This is a genomic window from Nocardioides sp., assembly GCF_964228225.1.
In the GTDB taxonomy this organism is placed as follows: domain Bacteria; phylum Actinomycetota; class Actinomycetes; order Propionibacteriales; family Nocardioidaceae; genus Nocardioides.
In genome coordinates, this window is record NZ_CAXQZB010000016.1 from 77,825 (window position 1) to 94,376 (window position 16,552).

Consider the following 16,552-nt stretch of genomic DNA (forward strand, 5'->3'; position numbering starts at 1 on the left):
CGGTGGTCGAGGAGGCGCCCCAGGTCCCCCGACGGTGGTCGAGGAGGCGCCCCAGCGCCGTCACGAGACCCGGCGAGCCGACGTGCGGCGGTGGACGCACGGTGTCGGGCCGGGGTCGGCGGAGGCCTCAGCCGGCCCAGAACCCCCGACCGCCGAACCAGTCGCGGAACGACGCCGGACCGCCGCCGGTGAGCCCACCCGGGCGTCCCGCGGTGCGGGAGCCGAGGTAGCTGCCGACCACGGCCGCACCGAGGTCGTCGAGCTCGGGGCTGACCATCCGGCCGTCCACCCGCTGCGCCATCTGCTCGATGAACCGGGCCAGGCCGGGGTCCTCGCCGAGCCGGAAGAACGTCGTCTGCGCGCCGAGCCGGCGGGCGTTGTCGAGCTCGCGCACGGCGTAGGCGATCGTCCTGGGGTGCGGCGGGTAGCTGAACCACACCTCGCCGTCGGGCTCCAGGTGCGAGGTGGGCTCGCCGTCGGTGACGATCAGCAGCACCGGCTGCGCGCCGGGGTGCTTGCGGAAGTGCCGGTTGGCCAGCAGCAGCGCGTGGTGCAGGTTGGTGCCCTTGTCCCACTTGGCGTCGAGGGCGGTGAGCCGCTCGATGTCCATCGTCTCGGCGTGGCGACCGAAGGTGATCAGCTGCAGCGCGTCGCCGCGGAAGCGGGTGCGGATCAGGGTGTGCAGCGCGAGCGCGGTGCGCTTCATCGGCACCCAGCGCCCGTCCATGGCCATCGAGAACGAGGTGTCCACGCACAGCGCGACCGCCGCCTGGGTGCGCGCCTCGGTCTCGACGACCTCGACGTCGTCGATGGCGATCAGGCGGGCGTCGCGGGGGTCGGCGGCGCGCCGGCTGACGCCGTTGAGCACGGTGCGCGGGAGGTCCCAGGGCTCGGTGTCGCCGAACTCCCAGGGCCGGGTGCCGCCGGAGCGCTCACCGGCCGCGCCGGCCTTGTTCATGTCGCGCTGGCCCTGGCGCCCGCTCATCTTCTCGGCGACGTCGCGCAGCAGCGCCTTGCCGAGCTGTCTCATCGCCTTGGGGCTGAGCGCGAGCTGGCCGTCGGAGGTGCGGCGCAGGGTGCCGGTGTCGCGCAGCGCCTGCTCGAGCTGCTGCAGCGTGCGGGCGTCGATGCCCGCCTGCTCGCCGAGCTGACGGCTGAGCGCGTCGAGGTCGAGGTCGTCCAGGCGCGAGCCGCTGTAGCTCTGCGAGAGCTGCTCGGCGAGCGCGTCGAGCTCGGCGAGGTCCTGGAACACCCCCGTCCCGTCGCCGAGGCCGAGCCCCTGGCCCTGCCCCATCTGCTCCGACCCGTTCCAGTCCTCGCCGGGGCGCAGCGCCTGCAGCTGGGAGTCCAGCCGGGCCAGGCTCTCCATCAGCTGCGGGGAGCCGAAGGCCTGGGCGCTGAGCTGCATCAGCTCGGCGCGCTGCTCGGCGGTCATCGAGTTCAGCATCCGCTGCGCCGCCGCGGCGCGCTGGGCGAGGGCGTCGAGCAGCTGCTCGATGTCCTCCGGCTGCTCGGGGAAGTGCTGGCCGTGCTTGGCCATGAACTCGGCGAAGTCCTCGGGGGTGTCCTCCCCCCGGGCGTGCTTGGCCAGCAGGTCGTTGAGGTCGTCCAGCATCTCCTGGATCGCGGCACGGTCCTCGTCGGTGGCGTTCTCCAGGGCCTGCTTCATGCCGGCGAAGCGCTGGTCGAGCATCTCCCGGCCCAGCAGGTCCTTGATCTGCTCGAACGCCTCGCGCGCCTCGCTGCTGGTCCAGTCGTAGTCGCCCAGCTCGCTCACGGCCGCCGCCGGGCTGGGGGGCAGGTTCGACATCCGCATCTCACGGAACGCGCGGTCGGCGTCGTCCATCATCGCGTCGCGGGCCAGCTGCTTGCGCTCCTCCAGCACGGCCTTGTCGAGCAGCTCCTTGATCTCGGTGAGCGTGCCGTCGAGCTGGTGCTGGTCCAGCAGCTGACGACGCCGCTCCGCCACCCGGCGGGCGAGGTCGTCCAGGCCCTGCTGGTCGCGGCCCCCGCGCCGCAGGAACTCCCGCATCGCCCGCTCCGGGCTGTAGCCGGCCATCACGTCCTCCCCGATGGCCTCCAGGGCCTCGGCGAGGTCCACCGGCGGCGCGAGCGGGTCGCCGCCGTCGTAGCGGGTGAACCGGTGGCTAGGCATCCGCACCTCCCAGGGGCCGGTCCGACAGTTTCCTCGGTTGGCCGAGCAAACTGTCGGCGATCGGCGTTCCAGGGCCCGGATCGCGACGGTTTGCTCGGCTGACCGAGCAAACCGTCGCTCGGCCGCGGCTGCGGAACGTCCACAGCGAGTCCATGTCAGGCCCCGTACACCGTGGCGCCGCCGTCGGCGTCCTTGCCGATCGTGCGGGCGAGGTAGAGGCCCTCGAGGGCCAGCTCGAGGGCGCCGGCGCGCTGGCCGTCGCTGGTGGCCCCGAGGCGGTCGCAGACCTGGTCGTAGAGGTCGGACTCGCCCAGCACCGGCAGGCCGGTGAGGAAGTCGCGGGCGGTGACGCGCTCGCCGGTGGTGACCATCGCGCCGCCCTCGATGGCGTCGACCAGCAGCGCGAAGTCGAGGCCGCGGAAGTGGGCGCGCACGGTCTCGGCGGTGGCGGTGCGCAGCAGGTGGGTGAGGATCTCGGTCTCGCGCCCCTCCTCGCCGGTCTCGAACTCGATCTTGCCGCCGAGCACCTCCACCGCCGTCTCGAGGTCGACGACGCGCGCCACGGCGGCGTCCTCGCCCTGCACGGTGGCGCGGTGCAGCGCGGAGGCGGCGATGGTCTCGGCGCCCGCGATCGCGAAGCGCGCCGAGACGCCGGAGCGCTGGTCGACCGCGGAAGACCCCCGCAGCTGGCGGGTGAACCGGGCCAGGATCTCGACCAGGTAGTCGGGCACCTCGGCCACGAGGTCGGCCTCCTGGCGGATGACCGCGACCTCGGCCTCGAGCTCGACCGGGTAGTGGGTGCGGATCTCGGCGCCGAAGCGGTCCTTGAGCGGGGTGATGATGCGACCGCGGTTGGTGTAGTCCTCGGGGTTGGCCGAGGCGACGACGAGCACGTCGAGCGGCAGGCGCAGCACGTAGCCGCGGATCTGGATGTCGCGCTCCTCCATCACGTTGAGCATCGCGACCTGGATGCGCTCGGCGAGGTCGGGCAGCTCATTGATCGCCACGATGCCGCGGTGGCTGCGCGGGATGAGGCCGAAGTGGATGGTCTCGGGGTCGGCCAGCGAGCGGCCCTCGGCCACCTTCATCGGGTCGACGTCGCCGATGAGGTCGGCCACCGAGGTGTCGGGGGTGGCGAGCTTCTCGGAGTAGCGCTCGTCGCGGTGGCGCCAGGCCACCGGGAGGTCGTCGCCCAGCTCGGCCGCCCGCCGCAGCGAGGCCACGGTGATGGGGTCGTAGGGGTGCTCGCCGAGCTCGGACCCGGCGATCACCGGCGTCCACTCGTCGAGCAGGCCGACCATGGTGCGCAGCAGGCGGGTCTTGCCCTGGCCGCGCTCGCCGAGCAGCACGATGTCGTGGCCGGCGATCAGCGCCCGCTCGACCTGCGGCACCACGGTGTTCTCGAGGCCGTGCAGTCCCGGCCAGGGGTCCTGGCCGGCGCCGAGGCGGGCCAGCAGGTTGTCGCGGATCTCGGTGCGCAGCGGCTTGTGCACGTGGCCCGAGGCCCGCAACTCGCCGAGGGTGGAGATCGTGGGGGCCGGGCTGCTGTCGAGGGGAGGAACCGTCACCTTCCCACCTTCCCACCGTTGACAAGGAACACCGCCACACCCCGATGTCGCGCCCCCGGTGCGCACCGGCCATAGTGCTCCCACTCGGCGACTCCCCGCACCGAGGCCGGATCAGATACCGATCACCTCCCGATCACCTCCCGATCACCGTCGTCGAAAGGCAAGGCCCGGACGTGCCACGCAAGATGCTCGCGATCAACGACTCCGCCTGGCTGTTCGCCGAGACCCACCGCACGCCGATGCAGGTCGGCATGCTCGCGACGTTCCGGGTGCCCGCCGACCGCCCCACGTTCGTCGCCGACCTCGTGGCCCGCTGGCGCGAGACGCGGGCCTTCGCCCCGCCGTTCAACCTGCTCTTCCGACGCGCGCCGGTGCCGAGCTGGGTCGAGCTCGGCGACGACGACATCGACCTCGACTACCACCTGCGCCACTCCGCGCTCCCCCACCCCGGCAGCCAGCGCGAGCTCGGCGTCCTGGTGTCCCGGCTGCACTCGGCGAAGATGGACCGCCGCTACCCGCTGTGGGAGTGCCACGTGATCGAGGGCCTGGAGGAGGACCGCTGGTCGCTGTACTTCAAGGCCCACCACTCCCAGGTCGACGGCGTCGGCGGCATCCGGCTGCTGCGCCGCACCTTCTCGGTGGACCCCGAGGCGCGCGACATGCTGCCGCCGTGGTCGATCGGCGTCCGGGGGCCCGACCAGTCGGGCCTGCCGCCGCGCCCGTCGACGAAGGCGGTGGCCGTCGCCGCCCCGAAGTCCTCGCCGCTGGCGGGGGTGGGCGGGGCGGTGCGCAGCGTGCGGGAGGTCGGCGGGTCCCTCACCCGCACCTACGGCGAGACCCTCACCGGCCGCCGCGACGACGCCGACCGCGCGGCGCCGTTCCGCGCCCCCAAGACCATCTTCAACGGCCGCATCCACACCCCGCGCCGCTTCGCCACCCAGCACTACCCGATCGACCGGCTCCAGCGGCTGGCGCGCGAGGCGGGCGGCAGCCTCAACGACGTCTTCCTGGCGCTGTGCTCGGGCTCGCTGCGGCGTTACCTCGCCGAGCAGGACGCGCTGCCGCGCTCGCCGCTGATCGCGAACGTGCCGGTCTCGGTGCGCCCGCCCGAGACCGGGGCGCGGGTCGGCAACGCCATCACCTTCCTCTACGCCTCGCTGGCCACCGACCAGTCGCACCCGGTGGCGCGCTTCGAGGCGATCAAGGCCTCCACCAAGCTCGGCAAGGACCGGCTGCCGGCGGTGGGCGGCGCGGCGATGGACGCCTACACCGCCGCTCTCATGAGCCCGTTCCTCGGCCAGGCGATGCTCGGCTTCGGCGGTCGGGGCCGGCCCGCGGCGAACCTGGTGATCTCCAACGTGCCCGGGCTGCCCGAGACCCGCTACCTCGACGGCTCGCAGCTGGAGGAGCTGTACCCGGTGAGCCTGCTGTTCAACGGGCAGGCGCTCAACATCACCGGCGTCAGCTACGACGGGGAGTTCAACATCGGCTACACCGGCTGCCGCGACTCCCTGCCGAGCCTGCAGCGCATCGCGGTGTACTCGGGCGAGGAGCTGGAAGCGCTGGAGCAGGCCTACGGCGTGAGCACGCCCTGACTACGATCAGCGCGTGACCTGGGCACTGCTGGCGCTGAGCGCACTGCTCGCCGCCGGCTGGGGCCGCAGCGCGTGGCGGGCGCGGCGTCACGACGCCGCCCTGGCCGAGCAGGAGGCGCGGATCGCCCAGCTCGAGGCCGACCTGAGCGCGGCGCTGAAGCCGCGGCCGGCGTCCTCGACCGCCGAGCGGGCCGTGCAGCGCGTGATCCGCACCGCCACGATGGTGCGCGAGCGCGGGGTCACCGGGCTGCTGCAGTCCTCGCTGGAGGACCTCACCGCCTGGGCCACGGCCGAGCAGCAGGAGATCCTGACGATGGCCGATCCCGAGGGGCGGGTGACGCTGATGTTCTCCGACATCGAGGACTCCACCCCGCTCACCGAGCGGCTGGGCGACGACGTCTGGGTGCGGGTGCTCTCGGCCCACGACGCCCTGGTCACCGCCCGGGTGGAGCGCTACCGCGGGCAGGTCGTGAAGCACTCCGGTGACGGCTTCATGATCGCCTTCCGCGACGCCGAGGCCGCCTGCCGCGCCGCCGTCGGCATCCAGAAGGACCTGCGCCGCACCCTCGACCCGATGCTGCGGGTCGTGGCGCCGGTGAAGGTGCGCATCGGCATCCACACCGGCCGCGTGGTCACCAAGGACGGCGACTACTTCGGCCGCAACGTCGCGCTGGCGGCGCGGATCGGCTCCATCGCCACGGGCGGTGAGGTGCTGGTGAGCGACGCCGTGCACGAGGCGCTCGACGACGACGCCGCGGTGGAGCTGGTCGAGATGGGCGAGGTCGAGCTCAAGGGCCTGCCGGGCACGCACCGCGTGTGGCGCGTCGTCACCCAGCGCGCGGGCTCGTGACCGGCCCCGTGGACACCGTCTGCCCCTGCGGCGGCGCGGCGTACGCGACCTGCTGCGGGCCCCTGCACTCCGGCGCCCGGCTGCCCGCCCCGCCGCAGACCCCCGAGGCGCTGATGCGCTCGCGCTACAGCGCGTTCGTGCGCGGCGACGTCGGCTACCTCGTGCGCACCTGGCACCCCCGCACCCGGCCGGCGGAGCTGACGCTGGACCCCGACGTCGTCTGGACCGGGCTGGTGGTGCACGAAGCCGGTGAGGACTGGGTGGAGTTCAGCGCCCACCACCGCGACGGCGTGCTGCGCGAGCGCAGCCGGTTCGCAGTGCGCGCGGGCCGGTGGCTCTACCTCGACGGCACGCACCCGCCGTCCTGAGCCCGTCAGCGGGTGGTCAGCGGGTGAGCAGCACCGAGGAGCCGTGGCCGAACAGGCCCTGGTTGGCGGTGATGCCGACCCGGGCGCCCTCGACCTGCCGGTCCCCGGCCTGCCCGCGCAGCTGCCAGGTGAGCTCGCAGACCTGCGCGAGCGCCTGGGCCGGCACGGCCTCGCCGAAGCACGCCAGACCGCCGGAGGGGTTGATCGGGATCCGGCCGCCCAGGGTGGTCTCCCCGGCGCGCAGCAGCACCTCGGCCTCGCCGCGCTTGCACAGCTGGAGGTCCTCCATCCAGTCCAGCTCCAGGGCGGTGGACAGGTCGTAGACCTCGGCGAGGTCGACGTCGGCCGGGTCGACGCCGGCCTCCTCGTACACCGCGCGGCCGATGGCCTCCTTGAAGGTGTGCTCGGGCGTGCCGTGCACCGCCGCGGGGTCGGTGGCGAGCATCGGCATGTCGAGCACGGTGTTCGGGAAGGTCGGGGTGACCGTCGAGATGCCCGCCACGCGCACCAGGTCGCCCAGGCCGTGGCGCTCGGCGTAGGCCGGGCTCACCAGCACCACCGCGGCGGCGCCGTCGGAGGTGGCGCAGATGTCGAGCAGGTGCAGCGGGTCGGCCACCACGGCGCTGCCGAGGACCTCCTCCACGCTCACCTCCTTGCGGTAGCGCGCGTTCGGGTTGGTGAGGCCGTGGCGGGAGTTCTTCACCTTCACCGCCGCGAAGTCGGCCGAGGTGGCGCCGTAGAGGTCCATGCGACGCCGCGCGTAGAGGCCGAAGTAGGCAGGGTTGGTCATGCCGAGCAGCCGGAACCGCAGCCAGTCGGGATCGTCCCAGCGCTCGCCGGCGTTGGGGGCCAGGAAGCCCTTGGGCGTGGTGTCGGCGCCGACGACGAGCGCGACCTCCGAGAGCCCGGCCATGATCCGGGCCCGGGCGGTGTCGAGCGCCTGGGCGCCGGTGGCGCACGCGGCGTAGGACGTCGCCACGCGGGCGCCGTTCCAGCCCAGCGCCGAGGCGAACGTCGAGCCGGCGACGTAGCCGCCGTAACCGTTGCGCACGGTCTCCCCGCCCACGACGAGGTCGACGTCGGTCCAGGCGACGCCGGCGTCGGCCAGCGCCTCGCGCGCGGCGTGCACGCCGTAGGAGACGAACGACCGGCCCCACTTGCCCCAGGGGTGCATGCCCACCCCGGCGATCAGCGCGCTCACGCCGACACCTCCTGCTCCCGGGCACCCTCCGGCACCGCATCCGTCAGCGGGCGCCAGCGCCAGATCAGCCGGTCGCCGGTCTCGTCGGTGTAGAGCCGCTCGACCACGAGCTCGACCTCGAGCCCGACGCGCAGGTCGGCGACGCCGTAGCCGCGGGCCACCTGACCCATGACGACCAGGCCCTCGGGCAGCTCGACCGCCGCGAGCGCGAACGGCTCGTAGGGGTCGGTGTCGGCGATGTAGGGCTTCGGGGGCTGGTACTGGGCGTCGGTGTAGCTCCAGATCCGCCCGCGCCGGGCCAGCTCGACGGTGGCGAACTCCTCGCCCGCGCAGGAGGGGTTGCGGCAGAACCCGGCGGTGACCGGGAAGAAGGTGCAGCCGCAGGCGGTGCAGCGCGAGCCGAGCAGCGCGGGGGCGGTGTCGGCGTCACCGACGCGGAACCACCCCTCGATCGCCGGGGTGGCGGGGGCCTGGGTCATCACGACTCCTGAGAACGGACGGCAAAACTAGAACGTGTTCTCACTCTAGTGCAGCGGGCCCCCGCCCGGAACCGTCGTGTCAGCCGCGCGCCAGGTGCGCCAGCAGGTCCTGCCGGGTGACGACGCCGATCGGCTTGCCGTCCTCGTGCACGAGCACGGCGTCCGCCCCGCCGAGCAGGGCCACGGCGGCCGAGGCGTCCTCGGTGGCGCCGATCGTGGGCAGCGGGGGCGACATGTGCTGCTCGACCGGGTCGGTGAGCCGCGCCTGCCCGCCGAACAGGGCGTCGAGCAGGGTGCGCTCGGACACCGAGCCCGCCACCTCGGCCGCCACGATCGGCGGCTCGGCGCGCACGACCGGCATCTGCGAGACGCCGTACTCCTGCAGGATCGCCACCGCCTCGGCCACGGTCTCGGCGGGGTGGGTGTGCACGAGGTCGGGCAGCGCGCCGCGCTTGGCGCGCAGCACCTCCCCCACGGTGCGGGAGGGCGTCTCGCCGCCGGTGGCGAAGCCGTACTGCGCCAGCCAGTCGTCGTTGAAGACCTTGGAGAGGTAGCCGCGCCCGGAGTCGGGCAGCAGCACCACGATCACGGCGTCGCGGCCCTCGGGGGTGCCGGCCAGCTCCTGCGCCAACTGCCGCGCGGCGAAGGCGGCCATGCCCGAGGAGCCGCCCACCAGCAGCGCCTCCTCGCGCGCGAGACGACGGGTGAAGGCGAAGGAGTCGGCGTCGGAGACCTCGATGATGCGGTCGGCCACGCCGCGGTCGTAGGTGTCGGGCCAGAAGTCCTCGCCCACGCCCTCCACCAGGTAGGGGCGGCCGGTGCCGCCGGAGTACACCGATCCGGCGGGGTCGGCGCCGACCACCTGCACGCCGGGGTTCTGCTCCTTGAGGTAGCGACCGATCCCGCTGATGGTGCCGCCGGTGCCGACGCCGGCCACGAAGTGCGTGATCCGCCCCTGCGTCTGGCGCCAGATCTCGGGGCCGGTCTCCTCGTAGTGCGAGCGCGGGTTGTGGGGGTTGGCGTACTGGTTGGGCTTCCAGGCGCCGGGCTGGGAGGCCAGCCGGTCGGAGACGTTGTAGGAGCTGTCGGGGTGCTCGGGCGGCACGGCGGTGGGGCACACCACCACCTCGGCACCGTAGGCGCGCAGCACGTTGCGCTTGTCCTCGCTCACCTTGTCGGGGCACACGAACACGCAGCGGTAGCCCTTGGCCTGGGCCACCATGGCCAGCCCGACGCCGGTGTTGCCCGAGGTCGGCTCCACGATCGTGCCGCCGGGCCGCAGCTCGCCGCTGGCCTCGGCCGCCTCGATCATGCGGGTGGCGATGCGGTCCTTCACCGACCCGCCGGGGTTGAGGTACTCGACCTTCGCGAGCACGAGGGGGCCCTCGCCGTCGGCGTGACCGGTCGGGTCCTGGCCGAGGTCGAGGGTGCGGGCGAGCCGGAGCAGCGGGGTGTCGCCGATCAGGTCCAGCAGTGAGTTCACGTAGTCCACGCAGCCGAACCTACCCACGATCCGCCCGCACACCCCCGCGGATGGCCCGCGCCGGGGATCCTGGCCCGGGTCCCTACGCTGGCGGCATGCCGTCCTCCCGCGCCGCCAGGAAGCTGGCCGCCGCCGCGGTGTACGGCGGAGGCGGGCTCACCGTGGCCGGCACGGCGCTGTTAGGCCTCCTGCGCACCGAGGCGGTGCTGGCCCGCCGCACGATCGGCGACCCGTTGCCCGACCCGGTGCCGAACGCCAGCGGCTGGTACGGCCGCGGCCGTCCCGGGCCGGCGCTCAAGCTCGCACTGCTGGGCGACTCCAGCGCGGCCGGCTACGGCGTGGACCGCGTGGAGGACACCCCCGGGGCGCTGCTGGCCAGCGGCGTCGTCGACCAGGCCGACCGCCGCGCCTACCTCGGCACCTTCTGCGTGGTCGGGGCCGTGAGCGCCGACCTCGCCGCCCAGATCGACCGCGCCCTGCTCATCGAGCCCGACGTCGCGGTGATCCTCATCGGCGCCAACGACGTCACCCACGTCGTGCGCCCCTCGGAGTCGGTGCGCCACCTCGCCGAGGGCGTGCGCCGGCTGCGCGAGGCCGGCGTCGCCGTGGTGGTGGGCACCTGCCCCGACCTCGGCACCATCTCCCCCATCGCCCCGCCGCTGCGCCAGGTGGCGCGCACCTGGTCGCGCCGGCTCGCGGCCGCGCAGACGATGGCCGTGATCGCCGAGGGCGGGCGCACCGTCTCCCTCGGCTCGATCCTGGGGCCGGTGTTCGCCGCCGAGCGCGCCGACCTGTTCGGCCCCGACCGGTTCCACCCCTCGGCGAAGGGCTACCGCGCGCTGGTGCGGATCCTGCTGCCCTCGGTGCTCGCCGCCCTCGACCTCGCCCCCGACCAGGAGACGGTGCCCGACCGACGTCGCGGCGAGGGCATCCTGCCGATCGGCCGGGCTGCGGTGCGCGCCGTCGCCCAGGAGGGCACCGAGCTCGACGGCACCGAGCTGGCCGGCCAGCGCCACGGCGTCCGCGGTCGCTGGGTCGAGCTGCGCCAGCGCCGGCGCCAGCCGCAGAGCACCCCCGAGGCCCCCCGGGCCACCGAGTCCGGCTGACCCGCGGGGGTCGTCGGAGCCCCGAGGGAGCGCTAGACCGGCGAGCGGGAGCAGCGCAGGATCTGCGGGCCGCAGCGCCCAGGCGGGTCACGAATCGTCGCCGGAGGTCACGCTTGCGAAAAACTTGCGGCCGACCGTAGACATTCGCCTCGACCCGGGAACAGGATGCCCCTACCCGTACGTCCAGCGAGGGCGCGCGGGCTCATCGTTTCGGGATCAAGGAGCCTCTCCGTTGTCGTCACCCAACCCCACCCGGCGGCGCACCGCGCGCGGCCTGGCCGTCATGGCCGGCAGCGTGCTCGTGGGCATCGCCGGGCTCGCCACCGCCCCTTCCACCTCCGCCGCACCCGACGGGGGTGACGGCGCACGTCCGCAGCGCCTCGAGGGCACGCCCGCGGCCTACGACGCCGGCCGCTACGTGGTCGTGCTCAAGGCCCCGCCGGCCGTGTCCTACGACGGCGGCACCCGCGGTCTGGCGCCCACCCGCCCCGGCCCGGGCCGCGAGTTCCGCGGCGACAGCACGGCGGTGCGCGCCTACAGCACCTACCTGCGCGGGGAGCAGCGCGCGCTGGCCCGCAGCGTCGGCGCCGCGCCGGACGCGCAGTACACCGCGGCCCTCAACGGGTTCTCCGCCGACCTCACCGGCGAGCAGGCCACCGAGCTGGCCACCAGCCGCGACGTGCTGCTGCTGAGCAAGGACACCCTGCGCAAGGTCGACACGTGGAACACCCCCACGTTCCTGGGGCTCGAGGGCACCGACGGCGCCTGGGCGAAGAACGGGGGCGAGGCCAGCGCCGGCGACGGCGTCGTGGTCGGTGTCATCGACTCCGGCATCTGGCCCTCCAACCGCTCCTTCCGCGGCGACGCGCTCACGGCGACCCCCAGCACCACCTGGGACATCTCCATGGACGCCGAGGGCAACACGCGCATGGAGAAGGTCGACGGCGGCGTGTTCCGCGGGTATTGCGAGGAGGGCGAGGCCTTCCCGCGCGCGTTCTGCACCACCAAGCTGATCAGCGCCCGCACCTTCGGCGAGGGCTACTTCGACTCGGTGCCGGCCGACAGCCTGCCCGACTCCGAGTACGTCTCGCCCCGCGACGGCAGCGGCCACGGCTCCCACACCGCCAGCACCGCCGCCGGTCGGGCCGTGAAGAACGTCTCGGTCGAGGGCCGGGCGTTCGGCACGATCAAGGGCATGGCCCCGGCCGCGAAGATCGCGGTCTACAAGACCTGCTGGGAGAACGTCGACCCCGACCTCACCGGCTGCTACACCTCCGACAACGTCGCCGCGATCGACCAGGCCGTGGTCGACGGCGTCGACGTCATCAACTTCTCGATCTCGGGCGCGCAGGACACCGTGATCGACCCCGTCGAGCTGGCGTTCGAGGGCGCCGCGGAGGCCGGCATCTTCATCGCCGCCTCGGCCGGCAACTCCGGGCCCGACGCCTCGACCGTGGCGCACAACAGCCCCTGGCTCACCACCGTGGCGGCCGGGACGCACGCCTCCTTCGAGAACACCCTCGTGCTCGGCGACGGCACCAAGATCCTGGGCTCCTCGATCAACGGCACGTTCCTGAGCCAGCGTCCGGTGGTCACCGCCGAGGCCAGCGTGGTCTCCGGGGGCGACGCCGCCGACGCCCGACTGTGCGGGCCCGAGACCCTCGACCCCGCGAAGGTCACCGGCAAGATCGTGGTCTGCTACCGCGGCACCTACGACCGCGTCGCCAAGAGCGCGGAGGTGAAGCGGGCCGGCGGCCGGGCGATGATCCTGGTCAACCCCAGCCCGAACAGCCTCGACGCCGACTTCCACGCGGTGCCCACGATCCACATCTCCGACACCGACGGCGCCACCCTGGCCACCTACCTCGAGAGCACCCCGAACCCCACCGCGGCGTTCCGGCTCAAGAACCTGACCGGGCAGACCACCCCGCTGCCGCAGGTGGCCGGGTTCTCCTCCCGCGGTCCGGCGCTGGCCAACGACGGCATGCTGCTCAAGCCCGACATCACCGCTCCCGGGCAGAGCGTGCTCGCCGCGGTCGCCCCGCCCTCGAACCAGGGCCGCGACTACGACCTGTACTCCGGCACCTCGATGTCCTCCCCGCACATCGCCGGTCTGGCGGCCTTCATGCTCGGCCGCAAGCCGTCCTGGGCCCCGATGGACGTCAAGTCGGCCATGATGACCACCGCCACCCCGCTCAAGCGGGCCGACGGCTCGGTCGACACCAACGCCCTGGCGGGCGGCTCGGGTGAGGTCACCCCGCGCGACTTCTTCAGCCCCGGCCTGTTCATCAGCTCCGACGCCCGCGACTGGAGCGCGTTCCTCGCCGGCCAGGGCCTCGACACCGGTTCCCGGCCGCTGGCCGCGGGCGACCTCAACGTGCCCTCGATCGCCAACGACGCCGTCACCGGCTCCTACACCGTCACCCGCTCGCTGCGTGCCAGCACGGCCGGCACGTGGCGGATCCGCACCTACCAGCCCGGGTTCGACGTCAGCGTCAGCCCGGCGAGCGTGGTGTCCAAGCGGGCGGGCGACGTCATCGACCTCACCCTCACCTACACCCGCACCACCGCCCCGTTGGGCGACTACTCCAGCGGTGCGATCACGCTGACCGGTCCGAGCAAGGTGCGCATCCCGGTGCAGCTGCGCCCGGTCGTGGTCGACGCCCCGGCGAAGGTCACCGGCACCACGGCCGAGGGTGAGGCCGAGCTGTCGCTGGTCGGCGGCACCGACACCGACCTCGCGATCACCACCTCCGGTCTCGCGGCCGCCCAGGGCTACGACGACGCCATCCCGGCCGGCGAGCAGTTCCTCGACTGCTTCAGCGTCACGCCGGGCACCACCACCCGGGCGGTGTTCGACCTCGACGCCCGCGACAACAGCGCCGACCTCGACCTCGTGGTCTACGCCGCCGACGACTGCGCCACCGACGCGATCACCGGCGTGGCCGGGGAGTCGGCCACCGGGTCGCCCGACGAGCGGGTGGTGGTCGACGAGCCCGACTCGCCGGTCTACATCACCCAGTCGATCGGCTTCTCGGCCGGCACCCAGGGCAGCCCGATCCCGTTCACCCTCGCGGTGTTCGACCTCGGCGGCACGCCCGACCTGGGCGACCTCACCGTCACCCCGAACCCGGTGGCGATCACCCAGGGCAGCACCAGCACGGCCACGGTGTCCTGGACCGGCCTCACGCCGGGCCGCTACCTCGGCTACCTCGCCTACGAGGGCTCGGTCGAGGAGACCGAGGTCGCGGTGACGGTCCCGGAGAGCTGAGCCGAGCCGCACGTCACGGCACGGGCCGCACCGGGGAGGACCACCCGAACCGGTGCGGCGGACGCCGGCGTTGCGCCCGAGGTTGGCAGGGATGACCCCCTCCGATCAGGCGCAGCGCCGGCGTCGCTACTTCCAGCTGATGGGCACCAGCCTGGTGCTCATCCTGCTGGCCTGGAACGTGGTGCGCCTGTGGTCGGTACCCGCCGCGATCGCGATGAGCGCCGTCGCGGCGATCCTGGCCCCGGTCGCCTCGATCGTGGGCAACCGGGGCGCGATCCGGCGGCTGCAGGGCCCGCGCCCCCCGGCGTTCCCGCCGCGCGAGGCCGACGACGACGGCCTGCGCTGAGCGCCGCCCCCCAGGTCGCACCGTGCCCGGGGTCTCCCGTTGTCACCAGCCACAATCACCACTTCGGGCCCGGAATCGGTGCATTCCGCTGGTGACAACGGGAGACAGCGACCACCGGGCCCCTGGTGGGGTCAGCGGGTGAGGGTGACGTCGCCGCCCTGGGCGGGCACCAGTTCGATCCAGGTGTGCCCGGCCGGGACGGACAGCGGGGTGCCGTCGGCGGTGGTGAGGCTGATCGTGGCGTCGGGGGCGGGCTTGCTCCAGCGGGCGGTGATCGCCCGACCGCCGTGCACCAGCAGCGCCGCACCCTCCCCGGCCAGCTTCGTCTCGGGCACGGGGTTGCCGGCGGGGTCGCGGTAGCCGGCGTCGCCCACCTGCACCCGCAGGATCAGCACGGTGTCGGCGCGGAAGCCGTCGTCGGCGGCCGCGTAGCCGTCCTGCACGACGTAGGCGTCGCCGTCGCGGCGCCACGCGGTGGTGTGACCCCCGGAGAACACGGCGGCCACGCCGTCGGCGCGACGCCCCTCCGGCAGCTCGGGGTCGGCGGCGAAGTCGAGGTAGTCGGGCGGACGCACGGCGCGCGGCGTGCGCAGCGCGTCGGCCACCTCGGGCAGCCGGGCCATCAGGTCGTAGGGGGCCGAGCGGTCGTCGGCGCGGTAGAAGCCCGCACTGCCCTCGGTGACGTAGGTGACCCCCGCGGCGCCGATCCGGTCGAGGGTCACCTGGGCCGCGCCGCTGGTGGCCACCACCGCGTCGGTGCCGCCGAGGATGCCGAGGTCGCTGGCGCGCATCGACCGCACCGGGCCCACGACGTCGGGCAGCCGGGAGTAGAAGAAGGCCGCGAGGCGCGTGGAGCCGCCCTCGACGAGCTCCTCCACCACCAGGTCGGCCCCGCCCAGACCCGCCTGCGGAGCGCTGGAGGCGGTGTTGTCGATCTTGACGACGATCACCGGGTGACGCTGGTCCGCCCCCCGACGGGCCGGGAGGCCGGTGAGCGGCCAGGTGTCGGTGGCCGCCGCGGCGCCGTCGCGGCCGGACTTCTCCCCGGCGGCGTCACCGCCGTCGTCGCCGCCGCAGCCGGCGAGCACCAGCGAGGCGAGCACGGGGACCACGATCGCGCGCGCCGGCCGGCGGCGCGCGCGGTGCGGGAGTCGGGGGGCGGTCATCCCCCCAGTGTGCTCCGGCGCCCCGAGGATCCCGGGGCACCGGAGCGGCGTGTGGCGAATCTGTAGTGAAGAAGTCGCCTTAACGCGGGTCGTCGGGGGTCAGCCGAGCTTGGCGCCGCCGTCGACGTAGAGGGTCTGGCCGGTGATGTAGGACGCCTCGTCGCTGCACAGGAACGCCGCCGCGGCGGCGATGTCCTCGGGGAAGCCCACGCGCTTGACCGGGTTGTGCTCGGCGTTGAGCTTGCGGAACTCCTCGACGTCCATCTTCAGCCGGGCGGCGGTGGCGTCGGTCATCTCGGTGGCGATGAAGCCGGGGGCGATCGCGTTGGCGTTGATGCCGAAGGGACCCAGCTCGATGCCCAGGGTGCGGGTGAAGCCCTGCACGCCCATCTTGGCGGCGCTGTAGTTGGCCTGGCCGCGGTTGCCCAGCGAGGAGACGCTGGAGAGGTTGAGGATCTTGCCGTACTTCTGCTCCACGAAGTGCTTCTGGGCGGCCTTGGTCATGAGGAACGCGCCCTTGAGGTGCACGCCCATCACGAGGTCCCAGTCGTCCTCGGTCATCTTGAACAGCAGGTTGTCGCGGGTGATGCCGGCGTTGTTCACCAGCACGTGGATGCCGCCCAGCTCGGTGACGACGCGCTCGATCGCGGCGTCCACCGCCGCGGCGTCGCTGACGTTGCAGCCCACGCCGACGGCCTTCGCGCCGTCGACCAGGGGCAGCCGACCGGCGGCCTCGGCAGCGGCGGACTCGTCGAGGTCGACGATCGCCACGGAGGCACCCTCCTCGGCGAAGCGGGTGGCGATCCCGAACCCGATCCCGCGCGCGGCTCCGGTGACGACAGCGACCCGTCCGTCATAGCGACCCATCAGGTGTGCACCTCTCTGCTCGGTTCGGCCCGCGGCGGTCGCCGCCGGCCCGTGCTCGGACGCCGCTCGCGCGCGCTGCGCACGGGCGTCACGCCCC

The 16,552-nt window shown here is 73.7% G+C and carries 13 protein-coding genes; 6 read left to right on the plus strand and 7 right to left on the minus strand.

Going from position 1 to position 16,552, the window contains the following annotated elements:
- Positions 1-127: 127 nt before the first annotated feature.
- Entirely contained in the window at positions 128-2,155 is a 2,028-nt protein-coding gene (locus tag ACERUJ_RS03955; protein WP_370247140.1) for a VWA domain-containing protein, read from the minus strand.
- Between the two features lie 155 nt (positions 2,156-2,310).
- Positions 2,311-3,723, minus strand: coding sequence for a magnesium chelatase (locus ACERUJ_RS03960; RefSeq protein WP_370247141.1), 1,413 nt, complete (start codon positions 3,721-3,723; stop codon positions 2,311-2,313).
- 173 nt (positions 3,724-3,896) lie between these two features.
- Here ACERUJ_RS03960 and ACERUJ_RS03965 point away from each other — a divergent pair, with 173 nt between their 5' ends.
- The 3 genes from ACERUJ_RS03965 to ACERUJ_RS03975 are packed head-to-tail and all read left to right on the plus strand — an operon-like array spanning position 3,897 to position 6,536.
- Positions 3,897-5,318 carry a wax ester/triacylglycerol synthase family O-acyltransferase gene (locus ACERUJ_RS03965; RefSeq protein ID WP_370247142.1) on the plus strand — a complete coding sequence of 474 codons (1,422 nt, stop codon included), beginning with the start codon at positions 3,897-3,899 and terminating at the stop codon, positions 5,316-5,318.
- 13 nt (positions 5,319-5,331) lie between these two features.
- Positions 5,332-6,168 carry an adenylate/guanylate cyclase domain-containing protein gene (locus ACERUJ_RS03970; RefSeq protein WP_370247143.1) on the plus strand — a complete coding sequence of 279 codons (837 nt, stop codon included), beginning with the start codon at positions 5,332-5,334 and terminating at the stop codon, positions 6,166-6,168.
- Positions 6,165-6,536 (plus strand): YchJ family protein, encoded by a 372-nt coding sequence (locus ACERUJ_RS03975; protein ID WP_370247144.1) that lies wholly within the window; start codon positions 6,165-6,167, stop codon positions 6,534-6,536. Before ACERUJ_RS03970 ends, ACERUJ_RS03975 begins: the two co-directional genes overlap by 4 nt.
- 16 nt (positions 6,537-6,552) lie before the next feature.
- Here ACERUJ_RS03975 and ACERUJ_RS03980 read toward each other — a convergent pair whose 3' ends face one another.
- The 3 genes from ACERUJ_RS03980 to ACERUJ_RS03990 form a co-directional block, all read right to left on the minus strand.
- On the minus strand, positions 6,553-7,737 hold the full coding sequence (locus ACERUJ_RS03980; protein ID WP_370247145.1) for a lipid-transfer protein: 1,185 nt from the start codon (positions 7,735-7,737) through the stop codon (positions 6,553-6,555).
- A complete protein-coding gene (locus ACERUJ_RS03985) occupies positions 7,734-8,216 on the minus strand; it encodes a Zn-ribbon domain-containing OB-fold protein (protein WP_370247146.1) in 483 nt (160 codons plus the stop codon). The genes ACERUJ_RS03980 and ACERUJ_RS03985 overlap by 4 nt, the downstream gene beginning before the upstream one ends.
- A gap of 79 nt (positions 8,217-8,295) precedes the next feature.
- Positions 8,296-9,708: a cystathionine beta-synthase gene (locus ACERUJ_RS03990; RefSeq protein WP_370247147.1), complete on the minus strand. Its 1,413-nt coding sequence runs from the start codon at positions 9,706-9,708 to the stop codon at positions 8,296-8,298.
- 86 nt (positions 9,709-9,794) lie between these two features.
- Between ACERUJ_RS03990 and ACERUJ_RS03995 the strand changes: the two genes are divergently transcribed.
- The 3 genes from ACERUJ_RS03995 (at position 9,795) to ACERUJ_RS04005 (ending at position 14,422) form a co-directional block, all read left to right on the plus strand.
- Positions 9,795-10,805, plus strand: coding sequence for an SGNH/GDSL hydrolase family protein (locus tag ACERUJ_RS03995; protein WP_370247148.1), 1,011 nt, complete (start codon positions 9,795-9,797; stop codon positions 10,803-10,805).
- A 232-nt stretch (positions 10,806-11,037) separates the two neighbouring features.
- Positions 11,038-14,076, plus strand: a complete 3,039-nt coding sequence (locus ACERUJ_RS04000; RefSeq protein WP_370247149.1) for a S8 family serine peptidase — start codon at positions 11,038-11,040, stop codon at positions 14,074-14,076.
- 91 nt (positions 14,077-14,167) lie between these two features.
- The gene (locus ACERUJ_RS04005) at positions 14,168-14,422 is read left to right on the plus strand and encodes a DUF3099 domain-containing protein (RefSeq protein WP_370247150.1); all 255 of its coding nucleotides are present in this window, start codon (positions 14,168-14,170) and stop codon (positions 14,420-14,422) included.
- Between the two features lie 131 nt (positions 14,423-14,553).
- On the opposite strand, the gene ACERUJ_RS04010 is transcribed toward ACERUJ_RS04005, so the two are convergent.
- Together ACERUJ_RS04010 and ACERUJ_RS04015 are read right to left on the minus strand one after the other, a co-directional pair.
- Positions 14,554-15,588 carry a DUF3048 domain-containing protein gene (locus ACERUJ_RS04010; protein ID WP_370247151.1) on the minus strand — a complete coding sequence of 345 codons (1,035 nt, stop codon included), beginning with the start codon at positions 15,586-15,588 and terminating at the stop codon, positions 14,554-14,556.
- A 99-nt stretch (positions 15,589-15,687) separates the two neighbouring features.
- The gene (locus tag ACERUJ_RS04015; RefSeq protein WP_370247152.1) at positions 15,688-16,455 is read right to left on the minus strand and encodes an SDR family NAD(P)-dependent oxidoreductase; all 768 of its coding nucleotides are present in this window, start codon (positions 16,453-16,455) and stop codon (positions 15,688-15,690) included.
- Positions 16,456-16,552 lie beyond the last annotated feature (97 nt).